Here is a 19,449-nt window from a genome sequence, read left to right as displayed (position 1 = left end):
GTGGTACACAGGCTTGTTTTTGTGTACGCTTGAATTAGATTATCGCAAGAGATTTTCCTTTGTTTTCATTTGTGAGAATATATAAAGGTTTATTTGGCGGGTCTTTTTGTGTATGCAAAAAAGGCTCGTTTTTTACTTTTGCACACAGGCGAAAGGAGGAACCAATATGTTACAGATAAAAAATTTAAATTTAACACATAAAAAGGATTTAAGAGTCATACTTAGTGAATTTAACCTTGTACTAAATAAAGGTGATAAGGCGGTAATCATTGGTGAAGAAGGAAATGGAAAATCAACATTGATGAAGTGGATTTACAATCCATTACTTATTGATAATTATATAGAAGCTGAAGGAGAAAGGTTGGTCGGAAAAGAAATACTCGGTTATCTTCCACAGGAAATATCTGAAGAAGATAAAGAAAAAACTATTTATGAGTTCTTTTCTGCAGAAGAAATGTTTTGGAATAGAACACCGAAAGAGTTATCTGAAATTACCGGAAAATTCGGAATGACAAGTGAATTTTTCTATAGTGACCAGAAAATGGGAAGTCTTTCGGGTGGAGAAAAAGTTAAGGCACACCTAATGAGACTTATTATTCAGGATGTGACTGTGCTTTTGTTGGATGAACCTTCAAATGATATAGATATCAATACGCTGGAAATCCTTGAAAAAATAATAAATGACTGGGAGCACATAGTACTTTTCATTTCTCATGATGAAACTTTGATAGAAAATACAGCGAATATGGTAATTCATATTGAACAGATTGTGCGAAAAACAAAGACCAGATATACAGTCGCAAAAATTCCTTACAGAAAATATTTAGAAGAAAGATTTCATAAATTTGAGAGCCAGGAAAGACAAGCATTAAATGATCGAAAAGAAAAAAAGATTCGTGATGAAAAATACAGAAAAATCATGCAAAGTGTTCAGAACGCATTAGGGAACTGTTCCAGACAGTCACCAGCCGAAGCCAAAAACTTAAAAGATAAAATGCACGCAGTTAAGTCTATGGAACGAAGATTTGAAAAGGAAGATGAAAACATGACGGAGATGCCGGAACAGGAGGAGGCTATTTTCTTTAAACTGGGAGACAAAGATTCATCTATTCCGGCAGGAAAAACAGTTATAGAGTATACTCTTGCAAAACTTACGACTAAGGATGAGGAAAGGGTTTTGGCTGAAGACATTAACTTGAAAATAAGAGGCTCGGAGAAAATATGTATTATTGGCGCTAATGGAGTGGGAAAAACGACTCTTTTAAGAAAAATAGCGGAAGAACTTTCGCAGCGAGATGATATTAAGGCAGAGTATATGCCGCAAAACTATGAAGAGATACTTGATTTGGATATGACTCCTGTTGATTTTCTTGATAAATCCGGAGACAAGGAAGAAAGAACAAGAATTAGAACATATCTTGGTTCCCTTAAATATACTGCGGATGAAATGGAACATCCTATAAGGGAACTGTCCGGAGGGCAAAAGGCCAAGGTGCTTCTTTTAAGTATGAGTTTGAGCGGAGCAAATGTACTTATTTTAGATGAACCAACAAGAAACTTTTCGCCCTTATCGGGACCTGTAATCAGAAAAATGCTTAGAGAGTTCCCGGGAGCTATTATCAGTATTTCTCACGATAGAAAGTATATTGATGAGGTATGTGATAAAATATACGAGTTAGATTATAGTGGATTAAGAAATTTGTAATGAATGGAGGATAAGATGGTCAATATTACAGATGTAAAACAGATTCTTCAACTCGCGATAGATGCCGAGATTAAAGTCTTTCTTGATGGTGGCTGGGGGGTAGATGCGTTGCTTGGACATCAGTCAAGAGTCCATAACGATATTGATATTTTTGTAGAAAAGAAAGATTATCAGAACTTTATAGAGATAATGAAAGATAATGACTTTTATGAGATTAAGATGGAATATACAACATTGAACCATACTGTATGGAAAGATGCGAAAAACAGGATTGTTGATTTGCATTGTTTTGAATATACGGGCGAAGGTGAAATTCTTTATGAGGGGGATAACTTTCCGGTAGAAACTTTTTCTGGTAAAGGAAAAATTGAGGAGATAGAGGTTTCTTGTATTGAACCATATAGTCAAGTAATGTTCCATTTGGGATATGAATTTGATGAAAATGATGTACATGATGTGAAGCTATTGTGTGAGACATTTCATATCGAAATTCCAAATGAGTATAGATAACTGTAAATTCAAATTTGTAGAGGTTATATTATGATAAGAGCAGTCAAGGAAAATGATTTATCTGCTGTTATGCAGATATGGCTTGATATAAACATTAAAGCACATAGTTTCATATCAAAGCACTATTGGATGGATAATTATGATATGGTAAAAAAGATTCTTCCACAAGCAGAAATATATGTGTATGAAAACAATGGCACAAAAGAAATAGAAGGCTTTATTGGATTGACAGATAATTATATTGCGGGATTATTCGTAAAAGAAGATATGCAGTCGAAAGGCATTGGGAAACAACTATTGAATTATGCAAAAGGCATTAAATCCAATATGTATTTGAGCGTTTATAATAAGAATATCCGTGCAATTCAATTTTATCAGAGAGAACAATTTGTAGTTCAATCAGAAAACACGGATGATAATACCAACGAAAAAGAGTTGGTTATGGCTTGGAGCCGATAGACAAATTCCAATTTGTAGGGAACAGAAAATTCCAGTTCTACGGAGCTTTTAAAATTGAATATTGGATGATTTTACATAGCCGTTAAGGAGTAATTAAGCTCCTTAGCGGCTTATTTTATTTCACGATAGGAGGTGAGGAAAATGAAAATTAAAAAGGTGGATGACAAGCCAATGGTCATTCACACCAAGGAGAAAGCCAAGATTCATGCCCACGAACCAAAGGGAGCCAAGATTAAAGGCAGCAACATCTATACAGTAGAGAAAGGTCCTAAGACTATCGGTGCAAAGGTATCTGATGATAAAAAGAAGTCCTATCGCAAGAGTACCATTCATCAGTCAGAGTCGAAGAATAAGGGATTATCAAGATTTAAGCGAAACTATAGAGAATCAAACACTTCCATCAAGACTAAGAACACCAATCTTCACATTGCAGGAAGAACAGGTGTACTTGCAGCCGGGGCAGTAACGGAGCAGGTGGAAGGCGGGCATGAGGTATCGCAGGCAGCATATCTTGCATATGAAGCAAGCCAACCTGTTACCGGAACTGCTTCCAAGGGGGCAGCACTTTTCAGGAAAAAGGCGGCAGCCGAGGCAAAGAAGCGTATCAAGAAGGTAGAGGCAGGAAAGAAGCTGGCAAAAAAGACAGCAAAGAAAGCTGCCAAAGATACAGCCAAGACGGTAGCTAAAGAGACGGCAAAAGAAACAGCAAAGACTACTGCCAAGGTTGCAACAAAAACTGCGACAAAGGCAGCTGCTACAGCGGCAGGAACAGCGGTTGCACCGGGAGTTGGTACTGCAATCGGCATGGCAGCCGGATATGCTGCAGGTGTGTCCATAGAGGTCAAGGATGAAAAGATGACCAACCGGAGCAGGAAGATAAAATTCTTTCTGGATAAGATGAAAGCACAGGAGAATCAGACAGACAGCGTGGCAAAACTGGTAAAGGATCTGATTGTGCGAAAAGCGATTACCTGGGTAAAGGCAGCTGTACCGATTATCGGACTGGTGCTGTTGTTACTTGTTCTTGTAGTTGCCATGATTGCGGTTCCGGTTATAGCGGTGATAGCAATCCTTTACAATTCTCCATTTGCTTTATTCCTGCCACCACTTGAATCAGGAGATACCGTGCAGACAGTAACGAGTGCCTATGTGCAGGAGTTTAACTGGGATGTGAACACGAAAGTGAATGAGCACACCGGATATGACCTTGGAGAGCTTGTCTATGTGGATTATGAAGGTATGGAAGAAAATCCAAGCAATTACTATGACATCATGGCAGTCTATATGGTCAAGCATGGTGTCGGAGATACTGCAACAGTCATGAATGACACTTCAAAAGGCTGGCTGCAGGCAGTTGTAAATGATATGTGTTCATACACCACAAGCACCGGAACAAAGGACGTGGAAGAAACAGATGCAGATGGCAATGTAACAACTGTCACAAAATCGGTTCTATATGTGAATGTCACACTGAAATCGTACAGGGATATGATTTCAGTCTATGGGTTTAACTCTGATCAGGTGGAAATGCTTGAGCAGATCATGAGTCCGGAGTTTATGGGACAGCTTGGATATGCCAGAAGCGGAAGTGGCGGCGGAGGCGGAAGTCCGGGAGTAAGCTCCATGACTGAGGATGAAATCAATGCCATCCTAAACGAAATTACAGACAGCAGGCAGAAAACAGTCTGCTCCTATGCACTTCACAGAGTTGGCTTTCCTTATAGTCAGGATTTAAGAGACAGCGGTAACTATTATGACTGTAGTTCCTTAGCCTATTATTCGTGGAAGGATGCAGGTGTGGATATTAGTTACGGCGGTGCAACTACAGCGGCAGCGGAGGCACAGGGACTGGATGAAGCCGGAAAGACAGTCTCCTTTGATGAGTTACAGCCGGGAGACCTAATCTTTTATAGTTTTACAAGCAATGGAAGATATAAGAACATCAGCCATGTGGCAGTATATGTCGGAAATGGCAAAGTGGTAGAGGCACTTAATGAAAGTCTTGGTGTGGTCTACAGGGATGTGGCAAGCACAGGAAAGATTGTTGTGATAGGAAGACCATAACAGGAAATTTGCAGAGAGGGCATAGTCCCTCTCTGAGACTGGAGGTAAGAATGGATTTAAAAGATATGATACTGGTAACAGAAAACGACAGGGGAACAGAGACAAATATGCTGATGACTCTGGATGATTATAAGAGTTTTATAGCAGTTGATGACATGTCAGAGCTTGCAGAAAATTTGTTGCAGCTTGGAAGGACACTTGGTGAGGCAGATAACTTCACAGAGTATTACAGGGCAGCAAATGTAACTGTATCTGCGAGATTCTGTCTGGATGATATTCAGCTGGGACACTTTCTTCAGGGATTTTATAACGATTCCAAAGAATTTCGGTTTGATAAAGAAGCCAGTTCTTATGAATGTGTTGCAAAGCTTAAGGAGATTGGAATGACCGATAAGGGCTGGGTAGATGATTTTAACCTGCATTATGAAATGGAGAACCGCTCATTTGAAAGGGGACAGACATTTCATAATTTCAATGACCATGATTACATGGTGCTTGAAGCATTATCACCAAGGAATCTTGTGGTGATGGATATGAAGTCAGGTTCCCTTACAATCGCCCTTGGTGCGACAGAGTATAAGCGTTATCCGAAGGATGAGAAGCCTACAAAGGACAATACCACAATCGGGGTATCGTGGGAGCATGGCATTTATCTAGGTTCCACACTTTCAACTACAAATTTCAAGGCATACAAGAGGGAGTATGGCACACCGGAAAAGATAGAGGATATCTATGATTACAGGGCAAAGCTCAAGCAGAAGTTCTATTTTTATCAGGATATGTCAAAGGATGATGATGTACCAAAGAAGCTGCAGAATGACTTCCTTTACCAGATGTATGAGGATTTTGGAACGATTGAAGAGGACTGTTTTTACGACAGGCTGGAAGATGGAAAGTACGATGAAGGCTTTAAGGAAAGACAGGTAAAGGAAGAAAAGAGCCGGTGATGAGATTTTTACAGGAGGCGATATTATATGGAACAGGAATTTGATGTTGAGATAAAAGAAGTGCTTTCACGAGTACAGAAAGTAAAGGCAGAGTCGCTTGATGATGCCATCAATAAGGCAATGGATATGTATTATGCAGAGCAGATAGTCCTTGGAGCAGAGGACATGAAGGGAGTTGATTTTGCGCCTATCAGCGAAGGTCAGCTCCCTTCTTCATTAAAAGAAAACGGAGGAAGAGCAAGATGAAAAGTGATTCAATAACAGTAATTAAGAACATGGAGTTTTTAGTAAAGGAACTTCATAAGGAGTGGGACAGATCGGGTGCTTCTAAGGCATCCGTTATTATTTCCCTTGAGGAAGTAGATGGTATCAATGATAAGTTAAAAGAGATTATCTATCAGACACAGAAGTCAGTCGATGAGGATGAGCTGACCTTTAAACAGAGCATTGCAAAGTCCAAGGATTGCTATGTGATTCTTCGTGTGGTGCGTAAGATTGCAAAGAAAAAGGATAAATGCGAAAAACAGGCAATCGACAATGAATTTGCAATCGAGCTGGATAAGGATGAGTTAAAGCTATTTAAGGGATTGTTTGCAGAGATGTTTAAGTAGAGGAGGACAAAGGTATGGGCATTGATATGAAGGTCAAAGCGATATACGATTCTGAAATTGGTAACATCACCAGATCAGAAAAGAACTGGAAGGATGTGTTAAAGGTCGCAGGTCAGTTATACCGCTATGAATTTGACAATATCGTTATGGTAACAGCTCAGAGACCTCCGGAAAAAAGCACACTCATGGCAGATTATGATACCTGGAAAAAGGTGGGAAGATATGTAAAGCGTGGTGCGAAAGGCTGCGCCATCTTCCCGTCAAGGGCACTGAATCCACGCATGAGGTATATCTTTGATATCAGTGATACTGGAGGGAAGAATGTTAAGCTGACATGGGACTTAGATGGAGAGAATCTAAAGGATTATGTGGATTTTCTCGTATCAGAAGGTCAGATTGAGCAGTACGATAACGATGATAAGGAGTCTCTAAAAAATACACTAAAACAGTTTACAGGAACGGATGTTTGGCTTATAATAAAAGAAGAGTTCGGAGACCGAATGACCGAGCTTATGCAGCTATCAGGTAGTGTGATAAAGGAAGAAAGTAAGAAACGCAATGGCTTACAGCAGGAAATGGACATGGAGCAGCTTGTATATGCAAGTGTCATGTTTGTTGTAGGGACGAGATGCGGATTTGACTTATCTGTGCAAGAACAGGATTTTAGTCAGATCGTAAATATCAAAGACGAAGAGATCATTTACCGTCTTGGTTCCATTGTATGCGATGTCTCCTGTAGTGTTCTTAGAGAATTTAGTCGTAACTTAAAGGCAATCGAGAGCGAAAGGAGAATTGGATATGTTAGAAGAAATGACTTACAAGGAAGTGGACGGACTGTTTTATCCGCAGATAGAGATGCCGGACGAGACGGAGGATCTCACGAAGCTGGGCAAATACGGAAGGATGGCGATGAACTATCTCAAAGAGAACGAGCCGGCAAGATACAAGACGCTGATGAGATTCGGGAAGATGTACGAGAAGATGTCAGCGGTAGAGGAGGAAGCGAACCAGCTGTACGACCAGTTAGAGATGCAGTATCTGGCGAAGCACAAGCCACAGGATCTGTCATCGACAATGGAGATGTGGAAGATAAGAGAGCAGGCGAAGATGCAGGCAGAGGAAGTGGTACTGAATCAGATAGTGATGCGATTCCACTAGAATCAGATGATACAGAACTGAATAGGGAACTTGATGAAATCAATTCATTGGGTGTCAGTAAGGAAGCCGAATATACACAGGCTTCCTTTTTTTTCGACCAGAACGGGCAGGCAAGCATTGGCACCATTCATACTGAGGATGAAAACAATAATCAGTTTATGCGTCAGTTCGAGCAGGACAGAAAAGCTGCATTAGCAGGTAAATACAATTACCTGAATCCAAAGAAGTCATCCACAGTACCAAGTGAGTATATCAAACAGGTGCTTATGAGAGGTACAGGTTTTATCGGTGGCAAGGGCAGGGTATGCAAGATTTTTGAAACAGAGATTGATGCAGGAACCAGGGCAAAGCGTATCAAAGCAGAATATGGTCAGGGAGGTGCAGGCTGGCCGGTTGACGGACTGGGACTGCACGGATATGACACATTTCATGGGAACGGACTGCGTTTTCAGTGGCGAGATGAGGATGGAGAGGTAGAAGGATATGTTTCGTGGAAAGATATCGAAAAAGAGCTTGGTGTCCTTATTCTTACAGGGGAATACCAGCCTGAGACACCTCGTATTGATGAGCTTGCGATGGACGGACTCCGTGAGGATGATGAGGTCATTGATGCCGAATACCGGGAAGTGCAACCGGAGGAGGCAGAATCAGAGATTGATGATTATGCAATACCGGATGAGCCGGAGAGCTATGCTTCTAACAGAGATTATGTAAGTGCAAAAGGCATGACACCACAGGAAGCTGCCGATGAAGACCGGATGATAACACAGGCAGAATATGGTGCTGAGATAGAAGCTGAAACAACTGAAAAAGATCCATCAGAATTGCAGTATATTACACCGATTGATTATGCCAAGAGGATAGCAGAGCTTGATGAAGACCTGCGTGATGCAGCTGAGATTCTGGTGACAGATTGCAGCTGTTACACACCATTTAAAGCATTTCTTATGGATGTTGTGCAGTCTGATTTTGCATTTATGCCCAATAAACTTGACCTTATCAGGGATATCGCATTAGGGACAGATAATGCAGAAAGAAAAGCATATTCCAACAATAAGTATGGTCTTGTGGAGTACTCAATCAGAAGCGGATATGTGAAGATCAGCTATAAGAACAGGAATGGTGTGCGAAAGGAAGGTGCTCTCGACTGGCGTGAGTTATACGAGATTTTATCCTATATGGTAAAACAGCCATTTTACTGCGGAGAAGACCAGAAGAAGTATTATCATGAGACAAAGCAGAAGGCTGACAGGGATAAGATGAATCCGGTCTATAAGAGATTCTTTGATATCGAGGATAGTGTAAAAGCCAATCGTCTTGAAACCAGGGAAAGAGCAATAGCGAATGGCTGGGAAACCAAGATTGATGAGAATGGACATGTGGTTTCAGATGATGCAGTACAGAAAAAACACAACTTCCACTACAACCTCTGGGAAATGGAAAAAGGCGGTGCTAAGACCAGATACCAGTGGAATATGGATGCAATCCGCACTTTAAAGCAGATTGAATCAGAGAACAGGCTTGCCACACCTGAGGAACAGAAAACTCTGTCGAAGTTTGTCGGATGGGGCGGACTGTCACAGGCATTTGATGAGAATAACGCAGGCTGGAGCAAAGAATATGCAGAGCTGAAAGACCTTTTATCTGATGAGGAATACAGTGCTGCAAGGGCAACAGTAAATAACGCCTTTTATACTTCACCGGAGATTGCCATGTGCATAAATTCGGCACTTGTCCAGTTTGGTTTCAGAGGCGGCAATGTATTAGAGCCATCTATGGGTATCGGTAACTTCTTTGGAAGTATGCCGGAAACAATGCATGAAGCAAAGCTGTATGGAGTGGAGCTTGACAGCATTTCGGGAAGAATCGCAAAGCAGCTTTATCAGAATGCCAATATCAGTATTACAGGATTTGAGAATACCACATATCCGGATAACTTTTTTGATGTAGTTGTCGGAAATGTGCCATTTGGAGATTATAAGGTATTTGATCCGAAGTACAACAAGTATAACTTTCGTATCCACGATTATTTTCTGGCAAAAGCACTTGACCAGGTAAGACCGGGAGGCATGGTTGCAGTAATCACCACAAAGGGAACACTTGATAAGGCAAATCCTACTATCCGAAAGTATCTGGCTGAAAGAGCAGAGCTTGTGGGAGCAGTAAGACTTCCGAATACTGCATTTAAAGATAATGCAGGAACCGAAGTGACAGCAGATATCCTGTTTTTGCAGAAGAGGGAGAGAAAGATTGATATTGAACCTGACTGGGTACACCTTGGTGTAACTGAGAATGGCATTGCAGTCAACTCTTATTTTGCAGAGCATCCGGAGATGATGCTTGGATCTATGGAATATGACACAAGGATTTACGGACAGGACAGCAGATATACAGTCTGTGTGAATAATGATGAGAACTTCAATATGTATGAGACTCTCAATAAGGCTATCGGTAATATCAAAGCCCAGATGACAGATTTTGAGAGAGTGGCAGATGAGGCGGAGCAGACGGAGGAAGTTATCCCGGCTGATCCGGATGTGAGAAACTACACTTACACATTTTTTGAAGGAAAACTCTATTACAGGGAAAATTCCGAGATGGTAAAAAAAGAAGTATCACAGACTGCCGAAGAGCGAATCCGAAGCCTTGATGAAATCAGACAGATAACAAGAGAGCTGATTGATATCCAGATGGATGGCTGCAGCGAGGAGGAGCTTTCTGATAAGCAGAAACTTCTTAATGTAAAATATGATGCCTTCGTAAAGCAGTATGGAGCCATTACTTCAAAAGCAAACAGAATAGCATTCAGGGATGACAGCGATTATCCACTTCTTTGCAGCCTTGAGGAAGTAAACGAAGATGGGGAGGTGAAAAAAGCGGATATGTTTTATAAGCAGACGATTAAGGCAAAGACAGTCATAGACAGAGTGGAGACCGCTGTGGAAGCATTAAATGTATCCGTCAATGAATTTGGATATGTAAATCTTGCCTATATGCTTTCTATCTATGAGCCGGATATTATTAATGCAAAGGAAGAACTTGCAGAAAAGTCCGGACAGACAGTGGATGAGATAACGCTAAGTGATGATGCTTTGGCAGAGCTTAAAAGGGCAGTTCTTGTGGAAGAGCTGGACGGACTGGTTTTCCTCAATCCAGACCGCTACAACGAGAACAATCCCGACATCGGCTGGGAGACAGCAGACGAGTATCTTTCGGGAAATGTGAGAGACAAACTTCGTGTAGCAAAGGCTATGGCGGCTGATACAGACAATCCGCAGGCAGAAAGATTTGCAGGCAATGTGGCAGCACTTGAAAAGGTGCAGCCGGAATGGATTGAAGCCTCGGATATTGATGTAAAGATTGGTACGACATGGATTGAGTCGCTTGATTATGAGCAGTTTATCTATGAGCTTCTCAATACACCAAGAAGAGCAAGGGCAGTCAGAAGCCAGTTTTACAATACAGGCATTCAGGTACACTTAAATAAGATGAGCATGGAATGGTTCATCGAGAATAAGAGCATGGATAAGCATTCAGTGGCAGCTACTAAGACTTATGGTACAAGCCGCATGGATGCTTATTCTATTTTTGAGGATACGCTGAATCTTAAAACTGTAACAGTAAGGGACAGGATTGATGACGGTGATGGCAAATATCATTACGAAGTCAATAAGAACGAGACAATGCTTGCAAGGGAAAAGCAGAACATGATCAAGGAGAAGTTCAAGGAATGGCTGTTTGCAGAGCCGGAGCGAAGACAGAAATATGTGGAGTATTACAACGAGACATTCAATAACATCCGTCTGCGTGAGTATGATGGAAGTCACTTACAGTTTCCGGGAATGAATCCGGCGATTGAGTTAAAGCCACATCAGAAGAATGCGGTGGCAAGAATCCTTCTTGGAGGAAACACCCTGTTGGCACACTGCGTTGGTGCCGGAAAGTCCTTTGAGATGATGGCTGCCTGCATGGAGCAGAAGAGACTCGGACTTGCCAATAAGACGATCATGGTTGTTCCAAAGCCACTTATCGGTCAGACGGCATCAGAGTTTTTAAGGCTTTATCCGTCAGCAAATATCCTGGTTGCCACAGAGCGTGATTTTGAAAAGAGCCGCAGGAAGCAGTTCGTATCAAGGATTGCAACAGGTGACTATGACTGTATCATCATGTCGCACTCGCAGTTTGAAAAAATCCCGATCTCAGCAGAGAGAAAGGAAAGAATGCTCAATGAGCAGATTGATGAAATCAGCTATGCGATTGATGAGATGAAGGAGCGTAACGGGGAGCGTTGGACTGTAAAACAGATGGAAAGCCAGAAGAAAAAGCTGGAGGAGCAGCTGAAATCCTTATCAGATGAGAGCAGGAAGGATGACCTTATAACCTTTGAGGAACTTGGTGTGGACTCTATCATGGTTGACGAAGCGCACAATTTTAAGAACCTTGCGATTTTTTCCAAGATGAATAATGTGTCAGGTATCAGCAGCAGTGGAGCGAAGAAGTCAACGGATATGCAGCTTAAATGCCAGTATTTGTCTGAGATAAATGATGGCAGAGGCATTGTGTTTGCGACAGGTACGCCAATATCCAATACCATGTGTGAGATGTATGTCATGCAGCTTTACTTACAGAAAGCGGCACTTGAAGAGATGGGGATTTATCACTTTGATTCATGGGCAGCGAACTTTGGTGAAGTGACAACAGCACTTGAGCTTACTGTAGAGGGAAGCGGTTTCCGTTTTAAGAGCAGGTTTAATAAGTTTACGAATCTGCCGGAGCTTATGAATATCTTTAGAGAGGTAGCTGATGTGCAGACCGCAGACATGCTTGACCTTGATGTGCCAGCCCTCAGAGGAGGCAAGCCTATTATTGTGGAGTCGGAGCCTGACTGGTATGTGAAGCAGGTTATGGAAGACTTTGTTGTGAGGGCAGAGCGTATCAGAGGTGGTGGAGTTGATCCAAGTGTGGATAACTTCTTAAAGATTACCCATGAGGCAAGACTTCTTGGAACAGATGCAAGACTGATTGATAAGGATGCACCAAATAATCCTGACGGAAAGCTCAATAAGGTAGCAGAAAATGTGTGGAAAGAATATGAGAAAGGAAATGCCAACGGTCATATAGGCTGCCAGCTTATTTTTTCGGATATCGGCACACCGGGACCGGATAAGGACTTCACTATTTATGATTATCTGAAGGAAACTCTTATCCAGTATGGTATTCCGGCAGAAGAGATAGCATTTATCCATGATGCCAAGACAGATGCACAGAGGGATGCACTTTTTAAGGAGATGAGGACAGGTAAAAAGAAAGTTCTTATTGGTTCAACGGACAAGTGTGGAACGGGTGTCAATGTGCAGACACACCTTGTTGCAATGCATCATGTGGATTGTCCGTGGAAGCCTTCTTCTATTGAACAGAGGGAAGGACGAGGCATACGACAAGGCAACGAAAATGAAGAGGTGGCAATCTACAGATATGTCACCAAAGGAACCTTTGATGCATACAACTGGTCGCTCGTTGAAAATAAGCAGCGTTTCATCAGTCAGGTTATGACAAGCAAGGCAGTAAGCCGAAGCTGCGAGGATATCGACGAGGCAACACTTTCCTATGCAGAGATTAAGGCGGTTGCCACAGGTAATCCTTTGATCAAAGAAAAGATGGAGATTGACAATGATGTCCAGAGATTAAAGCTCTTAAAGGCATCCTATGACAATCAGAGATATGGACTTCAGGACAACTTTATGATTAAGTACCCGAAGCTCATTAAGACAGCAACAGAAAAGCTTGCCAATGTCCGTGAGGATGTAAAGGCAAGGGATAAGGAGCTGATTGATAATCCGGAATTTGCCATTACTATAGGCAAAGCAACTTACACTGAGCGTGTGGATGGCGGAACGATGATGCTTGAAGCAATCAGCAAATGCAAGACCGGAGAGACAACTGCAATCGGCAAGTTCCATGGATTTGAGCTGCTTGTGGAAAAGAACTTCCTTGACATCAATTATATGGTGCTTCGTGGAAAGACTGAGTACAAGGCAGAACTTTCCACAAGTCCGGTCGGCAGCATGGTAAAGCTGGAAAACCTGTTCAATGGACTCCATGAGAACATTGATTTCTTAGAAAAGAAGATTGAGCAGTACCAGAATGACCTTGAAGCTTCAAAGGCAGAGTATGACAAGCCATTTGCATACAGCAAGGAACTGGAAGAAAAACTGGCAAGGCAGTGTGAACTGAATGCTCAGCTTGACCTTGAGAACGCAAAGGCTGTGGATGCAGACCTGAGCGGACCGGAGAAAGAAAGAGAAACAGATGACAGGATGGAATCTGCAGCAATTGTGGCAGAGGATAAAGGTGCTTATCCAGCCGACAGAGAGGGCAGAACACGATAGGAGAGTGAATAATATGAGCATAAGAAAAGTGGTCGCAGGACTACTGATTACAGCAGGGATTGCCATTATGGCAGTCCCTTTTTTCTGGCGGGCAACAGGAGAAAAACAGACAGAACAGCTCATAAGTGAATTTGAGCAGACATTGGAGGATGATTACGATGAAGAAACAGGTGTGGAGGAAGAGCAAACCTCCATTAGTGAAGAGGATGAAGCCATTTTTAAAGAAGGCGGTGTTATCGGTATCATTGAGATACCGGGCATAGATATCCGGTATCCGGTAATGGAAGGAACCACAAGTAAAGTGCTTAATGCCGGGATCGGTCATATAGAAGAAACAGCAGGGATTGGGGAGAGTGGCAACTGTGTATTGTGCGGTCACAATGGCAGCAGATATGGCACATTTTTTACACCACTAAGTCAGATATCCATAGGTGATGAAGTAATGATAACCGACAAAAATGGACAGAAGCATATCTATGAGGTAACAGAGACAGATGTAGTAAATCCGTATGATAACAGCATCAAGACACAGGGTGATGAAAAAGAACTAACTCTTTTTACCTGTTCCCAGAAAGGAACCATGCGTTTTGTAGTCAGGTGCATTTATAAGGAGGCGGAGATGGATGAATAAGAGATACCGGTTAGGTGAGATAGAAGAGGCAGTATCGGAAATGGAAGAGCTAATTGACATCGAGGATGATATTGCAGAGATTGATGATGAATTTCAGATAGTCGTAAGCGGCTGGTCTGTGTATGTCGAAAGCCTGAATCTGACACTCAGACAGGGAATAGCCTGTGTATGGGATGCAGTGGAAGGATTATTTATGCCTGATTTTGATGTGACCATCGTGTATGAGGGGAACATTGAAACACAGGAGTGGCTCTACTATGAGCAGGACGGAATGGTCGTTACACTTGGCAACTGGTTAAATGGCAGATTGTCTTGTGAACAGATAGAACAGCTTTGGTGTGAGTTTATCATACCGGAGTAAAACAAAGAACAAAAAGAAAGCGAGGAATAGCATATGAAGTATTCAATTAAGGTAAACGAAGTAAGGGCAAAAGAGGGCAGCAATATCAAAGGATTTGCAACAGTGGTATTCGGTGATTCATTTAAGATCACCAATATTGCAATCCTTGAGAATAAGGATAAGGGAGAGCTTTTCGTATCAATGCCAAGATACCGCTCCAATGAGCGTGATGAAAGCAACGGTGTGATCTATAAGGATGTGTGCAATCCTATTACAGCAGAGTTTCGAGAGGAACTCTATACCAATATCCTTGATGCCTATGCAAGAATTAAGGAACCGGAGAAAGAGGAGACACAGAAGCAGGAGCGTACACAGGAAATGCCGGAGTTTTCCGTAACTGTGACACCTTATGAGAGGGAAGGTAGTAACATCAAGGGACTTGCACGCATTTATTTTGAAAACAGTTTCATCGTAAATAATATCAATATCGTGCAGGGTAAAGAGAAAATCTTTGTATCAATGCCTTCTTATAAGACAAAGCAGGTGGATGAGCAGGGCAAGCCAATCTATCAGGATGTCTGCTATCCGGTCACAAAGGATTTCAGGGAAAAACTCTATAATGAGATTATCTCTGAATATGAGAAAGCAAAGGATAAGAGCAACGAAAAGGCAAGAGAGAGTGCAGAGAAACATCATGGCAATCCCGATAAAGAGAAGGACAAAGAGGCGACGCCCTTTCGATAATCAGTAATCAGAGTACAGGGGCGGCCAAGGCTGCCCCATTTACAGAATGGAGGAAACAGAATGGATATGGAAGCAGGAAAAACACTTACCAATGAGGAGGTTATAAGGGAACTTCTCAAATTACTAAAAAAGAATACCATGAAAGAGCAGGCAAATGATGTATTTGAAATATGCAGTTATGTGGATGGTCTGGAGAAAAAGATTGATTCCATGATGGAAGAACTCACCAACATGCAGAACCAGATCAAAGAAATGCAGGAAGATACACTTGTCAATAATGCAAAAAAGGCATTGTCAGAAGCACAGGAGCGACTTAATACCAGATGTGAGCAGATAAAGTCACAGGTATTAGAAGTGAAAGAACAGGTCAAATCTACAGCAAAGAGCATAGTTGATGAAGCAAAGGCAAAGGGAAGAACTGCATTATACAGGGTGTCGGAGTTCTTAGCAATTAAGAAAAGGCTTCTTGATATCCGAGAGAATGTAAGAGGTGCAATCAAGACCACGGATAAGGATATAGCAAAGACAGCGCTTCTTACAAAAGGATTTCGTGAAGCTGGTCAGACAGCAGCTAATGCATTCCGTACTTTTGCTGACAAGCCAGAGGTGGATTATTCACAGAAAGAGCAGAAACATCCCATTACAAAGGCGGTGCTTGCACCTATGAAAGCAGTGAGAAAGTTGTTTGTATCAATGGAGCTGCATTTGGATGCATCTATAGATAAGCTGGATAATCTGGCTATGAATGTGCAGCTTGATAAGGAAAAGTATATGGAGAATGTGAAAACAAAGGAACAGGAACAGACAGAGCCGGAGAGGGCAGAAGCTGAGCGAGTGGAAGCAGAGGTTGTATATTCACCGATGGTTGCTGAACCACAGGAGTATCAGTATAATGCAGATGCATTTGATGCTAGAGGTGTGGATGAGGTGAAGCAGGAAGCGGCACATAAGGAAGTATCAAAGGTAAGAGAAGATAAAGCCAGATAGTTTTGAGGACGTGGGAGAGATTCTGCGTCCTTTTTTAGTGCGGATCAATTTGATAGATGTTATAATGTGAAAAGATAAATGCGAAACATGCGCTATACTAGCAAAAGTTATTAATTATATAAAGGTGGGAGAAATTTGGCAAAAAGTAAAAAGACAAAAACACATAAAAAGATAGATGGTCAGCTTTTACAGATGAACAAGAAGTTTAGTAATCTCAAGATGAAACAGAAGGATAAGATTACAGGCTGGGTGTATGAAGAATATAAAAAATATGTAGCAGAACATGAAAAAGCCCCGGATTCATTAGCTGATGAACAGATTGTTGAAGCTGTACTTGATAAGATAAATGAGGCACAAATCTGGATACCAGATGGAGAGATATACGATTATTATCGAAGAAAGAAACCACAACTTCAGAAGAGGCTTGATAGTGAAAAGTTGATTGAGTTTAAATCATATGTCAGCTTTTATAAGAGCATTGTTGATCAGGACAGGGCATCCGTTGTTATATGCAATCTCAAACATGAGATTATCTACATGAATCCGGCAGCTGTTACCAGCTATGCGAAGCGAGGAGGCGACAAACTTATCGGAAGAAGCCTGTTAGACTGCCATAATCCGGAATCAAGAGATAGAATACAGCAGGTAGTGGACTGGTTTGCAGCAGATGAAAGACATAATATCGTTTATACTTTTCATAATGAGAAACAGAATAAAGATGTTTACATGGTGGCACTCAGAGATGAGGGTAATCTGATAGGATATTATGAGAAACATGAATATCGAAATTCAGAAACCATGAAACCATACGATTTGTGGTGATGATATGACTAAGGATGAATGGTACAAGCAGTTATTTGAGAGACTGGATAATTCCAAGTTCAGAAGCAGTTTCCATCTGAAGCAGAAAGATATTGATTACATAAATGAAAAAGGTCTTGATACAATAAGACAACATGCAAAGGATTTTATTGCAAAGAGAGAAGCTCCGGCATATATAGCAAATGATGGCAAACAGACACCAATGCGTGGACATCCAGTATTTATTGCTCAGCACGCTACAGCAACATGCTGCAGGGAGCGCATCCGAAAGTGGCATAAAATGCAGCCTGGCAAGGAACTAAGTCAGGTGCAGCAGGATTATCTTGTAGATGTAATTATGACATGGATTCAAAAAGAAATGGAGAGGCAGGAACATAAAATATGAGTTTGAAAAATGTATTGATTATTGTTGATAACATTGACGAATCAATTGATTTTTATGAAGAACTGTTTGGACTGCGTGTGATTACAAGGCAGGAAGGTAATGTGATAATGTCAGAGGGGCTTGTATTGCAGGATGTAGATGTATGGTATGATAGTACAAAAATACATACAACTCCACATAACAATATGACAGAACTTTATTTTGAAGATAATGATATAGAAGGTATTATTGAAAAACTGGAGTCTGGCAAGTATGTTGTAAGTTATGTTACGGATTTAATGGAACTTGAATGTGGACAGAAGCTTGTAAGATTTTATGATCCATCAGGAAATCTTATAGAAGTACGAACACCAGTTAGCCACAACTGAAGAAAGCGGATTTGAGAAAAAATGCAGATATTTGTAGATGCGGATGCGTGTCCGGCAGTGGACATTGTTGAGACAATAGCAGAGAAATACAATATTTCCATCACATTGCTGTGTGATACGAATCATATTTTGTATTCTGATTACAGTGAGGTGATTGTGGTAGGCGCAGGAGCAGATGCAGTAGATTATAAACTAATTAGCATATGTCATAAAGGGGATGTAGTAGTATCGCAGGATTATGGTGTCGCTGCAATGGCACTTGGGAAAGGTGCATATGTTATTCACCAATCAGGCAAGTGGTACACGAATGAGAACATAGATCAGATGCTTATGGAGCGACATCTTAACAAGAAGGCAAGACGCAGCTCTCATAAGAATCATATGAAAGGACCGAGAAAGCATACGGAAGAAGATGATGTACGCTTTGCACAGTCCTTTGAAAAACTTATACTGATGGCAAAGTCAAAAGAAGGTGCTCAAAGTGGGACTATTTAGGAAAAAGACAGTTACAAAGACATATGATAAGGAAAATAAGAAACCGGTAATTAAGGCCAGCATATGTAATGGTGAACAAGTTGCAGGTTTTAAGGATATTCATACAGGTAAAATAGAAGAGGTTATGCTGATTAAGAACCAGGCAGACCTTGATGCATTCAAGAAAATGTATGGAATAGATGGAGAGATAGAAAAGGAATACTGATATGAATATACAGATATTTGGAACAAAGAAATGCAATGATACTAAGAAGGCGGAGCGTTTTTTCAAGGAGCGGGGCATAAAGTATCAGTTCATTGATATGAAAGAAAAAGGTATGAGCAAAGGAGAATTTAATTCAGTAGCTCAGGCAAATGGTGGATTAGAAAATATGGTTAACTGGGATGGTAAGGACAAAGATTTACTTGCTCTTATTAAGTATATCGCAGATGAAGATAAGCTTGAAAAAGTGCTTGAGAATCCACAAGTAATTAAAACACCAGTAGTAAGAAACGGAAAGCAATCAACATTTGGTTATCAGCCGGATATCTGGAAAGGATGGAACTAAATGTACTTAATTAAGACTTTAATGGGAGATATAACAAAAGTAACAGATGTGCAGGCAATTGTGAATGCAGCAAATAACTCTCTTCTTGGCGGAGGCGGTGTAGATGGTGCAATTCATAGAGCAGCAGGACCGGAGCTTCTGGCGGAGTGCAGGACACTACACGGATGTGAGACTGGAGAAGCAAAGATAACAAAAGGATATAATCTGTCATGTGATTATGTGATACATACTGTAGGACCGATGTAGGACGGATTTTGCGGACATTCAAAATAAAAAAGAATGTGGA

19 protein-coding genes and 1 pseudogene are annotated in these 19,449 nt (G+C 41.2%); all 20 read left to right on the top strand.

Features of this window, described 5'->3' with window-relative positions:
- Positions 1-166: 166 nt before the first annotated feature.
- Positions 167-1,705, top strand: coding sequence for an ATP-binding cassette domain-containing protein (locus DXB73_RS04110; RefSeq protein WP_117922623.1), 1,539 nt, complete (start codon positions 167-169; stop codon positions 1,703-1,705).
- Between the two features lie 15 nt (positions 1,706-1,720).
- Complete coding sequence (lnu(C), locus tag DXB73_RS04105) at positions 1,721-2,215, top strand: lincosamide nucleotidyltransferase Lnu(C) (protein WP_117922624.1); 495 nt, start codon at positions 1,721-1,723, stop codon at positions 2,213-2,215.
- Positions 2,216-2,245: 30 nt separating this feature from the next.
- Positions 2,246-2,674, top strand: coding sequence for a GNAT family N-acetyltransferase (locus DXB73_RS04100; protein ID WP_117922625.1), 429 nt, complete (start codon positions 2,246-2,248; stop codon positions 2,672-2,674).
- Positions 2,675-2,815: 141 nt separating this feature from the next.
- A complete protein-coding gene (locus DXB73_RS04095; protein WP_330422753.1) occupies positions 2,816-4,738 on the top strand; it encodes an NlpC/P60 family protein in 1,923 nt (640 codons plus the stop codon).
- 50 nt (positions 4,739-4,788) lie between these two features.
- Entirely contained in the window at positions 4,789-5,685 is an 897-nt protein-coding gene (locus DXB73_RS04090; protein ID WP_118690233.1) for a hypothetical protein, read from the top strand.
- 27 nt (positions 5,686-5,712) lie between these two features.
- Complete coding sequence (locus DXB73_RS04085) at positions 5,713-5,931, top strand: DpnD/PcfM family protein (RefSeq protein WP_117715684.1); 219 nt, start codon at positions 5,713-5,715, stop codon at positions 5,929-5,931.
- A complete protein-coding gene (locus tag DXB73_RS04080) occupies positions 5,928-6,296 on the top strand; it encodes a hypothetical protein (protein WP_117715685.1) in 369 nt (122 codons plus the stop codon). The genes DXB73_RS04085 and DXB73_RS04080 overlap by 4 nt, the downstream gene beginning before the upstream one ends.
- A 798-nt stretch (positions 6,297-7,094) precedes the next feature.
- On the top strand, positions 7,095-7,454 hold the full coding sequence (locus tag DXB73_RS14780; RefSeq protein WP_347560011.1) for a TnpV protein: 360 nt from the start codon (positions 7,095-7,097) through the stop codon (positions 7,452-7,454).
- A gap of 158 nt (positions 7,455-7,612) precedes the next feature.
- A complete protein-coding gene (locus DXB73_RS15135) occupies positions 7,613-13,843 on the top strand; it encodes a helicase-related protein (protein WP_347560012.1) in 6,231 nt (2,076 codons plus the stop codon).
- Between the two features lie 13 nt (positions 13,844-13,856).
- Entirely contained in the window at positions 13,857-14,474 is a 618-nt protein-coding gene (locus DXB73_RS04070; RefSeq protein WP_117918770.1) for a class D sortase, read from the top strand.
- Positions 14,467-14,835, top strand: coding sequence for a hypothetical protein (locus DXB73_RS04065; protein ID WP_117918769.1), 369 nt, complete (start codon positions 14,467-14,469; stop codon positions 14,833-14,835). Before DXB73_RS04070 ends, DXB73_RS04065 begins: the two co-directional genes overlap by 8 nt.
- A gap of 33 nt (positions 14,836-14,868) precedes the next feature.
- Positions 14,869-15,558: a SpoVG family protein gene (locus tag DXB73_RS04060; RefSeq protein ID WP_005340521.1), complete on the top strand. Its 690-nt coding sequence runs from the start codon at positions 14,869-14,871 to the stop codon at positions 15,556-15,558.
- A gap of 60 nt (positions 15,559-15,618) precedes the next feature.
- Complete coding sequence (locus tag DXB73_RS04055) at positions 15,619-16,545, top strand: DUF6674 family protein (protein WP_117918767.1); 927 nt, start codon at positions 15,619-15,621, stop codon at positions 16,543-16,545.
- A 135-nt stretch (positions 16,546-16,680) separates the two neighbouring features.
- Positions 16,681-17,367 carry a PAS domain-containing protein gene (locus DXB73_RS04050; RefSeq protein WP_117918765.1) on the top strand — a complete coding sequence of 229 codons (687 nt, stop codon included), beginning with the start codon at positions 16,681-16,683 and terminating at the stop codon, positions 17,365-17,367.
- Between the two features lie 4 nt (positions 17,368-17,371).
- Complete coding sequence (locus DXB73_RS04045) at positions 17,372-17,752, top strand: DUF4186 domain-containing protein (RefSeq protein WP_117918763.1); 381 nt, start codon at positions 17,372-17,374, stop codon at positions 17,750-17,752.
- Positions 17,749-18,120 (top strand): VOC family protein, encoded by a 372-nt coding sequence (locus DXB73_RS04040; protein ID WP_117918761.1) that lies wholly within the window; start codon positions 17,749-17,751, stop codon positions 18,118-18,120. Before DXB73_RS04045 ends, DXB73_RS04040 begins: the two co-directional genes overlap by 4 nt.
- Before the next feature lie 21 nt (positions 18,121-18,141).
- A complete protein-coding gene (locus DXB73_RS04035; protein ID WP_117918759.1) occupies positions 18,142-18,615 on the top strand; it encodes a YaiI/YqxD family protein in 474 nt (157 codons plus the stop codon).
- On the top strand, positions 18,602-18,820 hold the full coding sequence (locus DXB73_RS04030; protein ID WP_117918756.1) for an aspartate dehydrogenase: 219 nt from the start codon (positions 18,602-18,604) through the stop codon (positions 18,818-18,820). Before DXB73_RS04035 ends, DXB73_RS04030 begins: the two co-directional genes overlap by 14 nt.
- Position 18,821: 1 nt before the next feature.
- Positions 18,822-19,163, top strand: coding sequence for an arsenate reductase family protein (locus DXB73_RS04025; protein WP_117918755.1), 342 nt, complete (start codon positions 18,822-18,824; stop codon positions 19,161-19,163).
- A pseudogene (locus DXB73_RS04020) lies at positions 19,164-19,406 on the top strand (macro domain-containing protein); the annotation flags it as partial.
- Between the last annotated feature and the right edge of the window lie 43 nt (positions 19,407-19,449).

Source organism: Clostridium sp. OM05-6BH (assembly GCF_003481635.1).
In the GTDB taxonomy this organism is placed as follows: Bacteria; Bacillota; Clostridia; order Lachnospirales; family Lachnospiraceae; genus Butyribacter.
The sequence above is the reverse complement of the archived record's forward strand: the minus strand, read 5'-3'. Positions and strand labels throughout refer to the sequence as shown.

What these genes read in the sequence shown, in the direction of transcription:
- DXB73_RS04070 (WP_117918770.1), top strand. Translation starts at nt 13,857, where the DNA reads ATGAGCATAAGAAAAGTGGTCGCAGGACTACTGATTACAGCAGGGATT.
- DXB73_RS04040 (WP_117918761.1), top strand. Translation starts at nt 17,749, where the DNA reads ATGAGTTTGAAAAATGTATTGATTATTGTTGATAACATTGACGAATCA.
- DXB73_RS04095 (WP_330422753.1), top strand. Translation starts at nt 2,816, where the DNA reads ATGAAAATTAAAAAGGTGGATGACAAGCCAATGGTCATTCACACCAAG.
- DXB73_RS14780 (WP_347560011.1), top strand. Translation starts at nt 7,095, where the DNA reads ATGTTAGAAGAAATGACTTACAAGGAAGTGGACGGACTGTTTTATCCG.
- DXB73_RS04080 (WP_117715685.1), top strand. Translation starts at nt 5,928, where the DNA reads ATGAAAAGTGATTCAATAACAGTAATTAAGAACATGGAGTTTTTAGTA.
- DXB73_RS04110 (WP_117922623.1), top strand. Translation starts at nt 167, where the DNA reads ATGTTACAGATAAAAAATTTAAATTTAACACATAAAAAGGATTTAAGA.
- DXB73_RS04085 (WP_117715684.1), top strand. Translation starts at nt 5,713, where the DNA reads ATGGAACAGGAATTTGATGTTGAGATAAAAGAAGTGCTTTCACGAGTA.
- DXB73_RS04045 (WP_117918763.1), top strand. Translation starts at nt 17,372, where the DNA reads ATGACTAAGGATGAATGGTACAAGCAGTTATTTGAGAGACTGGATAAT.
- DXB73_RS15135 (WP_347560012.1), top strand. Translation starts at nt 7,613, where the DNA reads ATGCGTCAGTTCGAGCAGGACAGAAAAGCTGCATTAGCAGGTAAATAC.
- DXB73_RS04060 (WP_005340521.1), top strand. Translation starts at nt 14,869, where the DNA reads ATGAAGTATTCAATTAAGGTAAACGAAGTAAGGGCAAAAGAGGGCAGC.
- DXB73_RS04025 (WP_117918755.1), top strand. Translation starts at nt 18,822, where the DNA reads ATGAATATACAGATATTTGGAACAAAGAAATGCAATGATACTAAGAAG.
- DXB73_RS04090 (WP_118690233.1), top strand. Translation starts at nt 4,789, where the DNA reads ATGGATTTAAAAGATATGATACTGGTAACAGAAAACGACAGGGGAACA.
- DXB73_RS04100 (WP_117922625.1), top strand. Translation starts at nt 2,246, where the DNA reads ATGATAAGAGCAGTCAAGGAAAATGATTTATCTGCTGTTATGCAGATA.
- DXB73_RS04035 (WP_117918759.1), top strand. Translation starts at nt 18,142, where the DNA reads ATGCAGATATTTGTAGATGCGGATGCGTGTCCGGCAGTGGACATTGTT.
- DXB73_RS04065 (WP_117918769.1), top strand. Translation starts at nt 14,467, where the DNA reads ATGAATAAGAGATACCGGTTAGGTGAGATAGAAGAGGCAGTATCGGAA.
- DXB73_RS04055 (WP_117918767.1), top strand. Translation starts at nt 15,619, where the DNA reads ATGGATATGGAAGCAGGAAAAACACTTACCAATGAGGAGGTTATAAGG.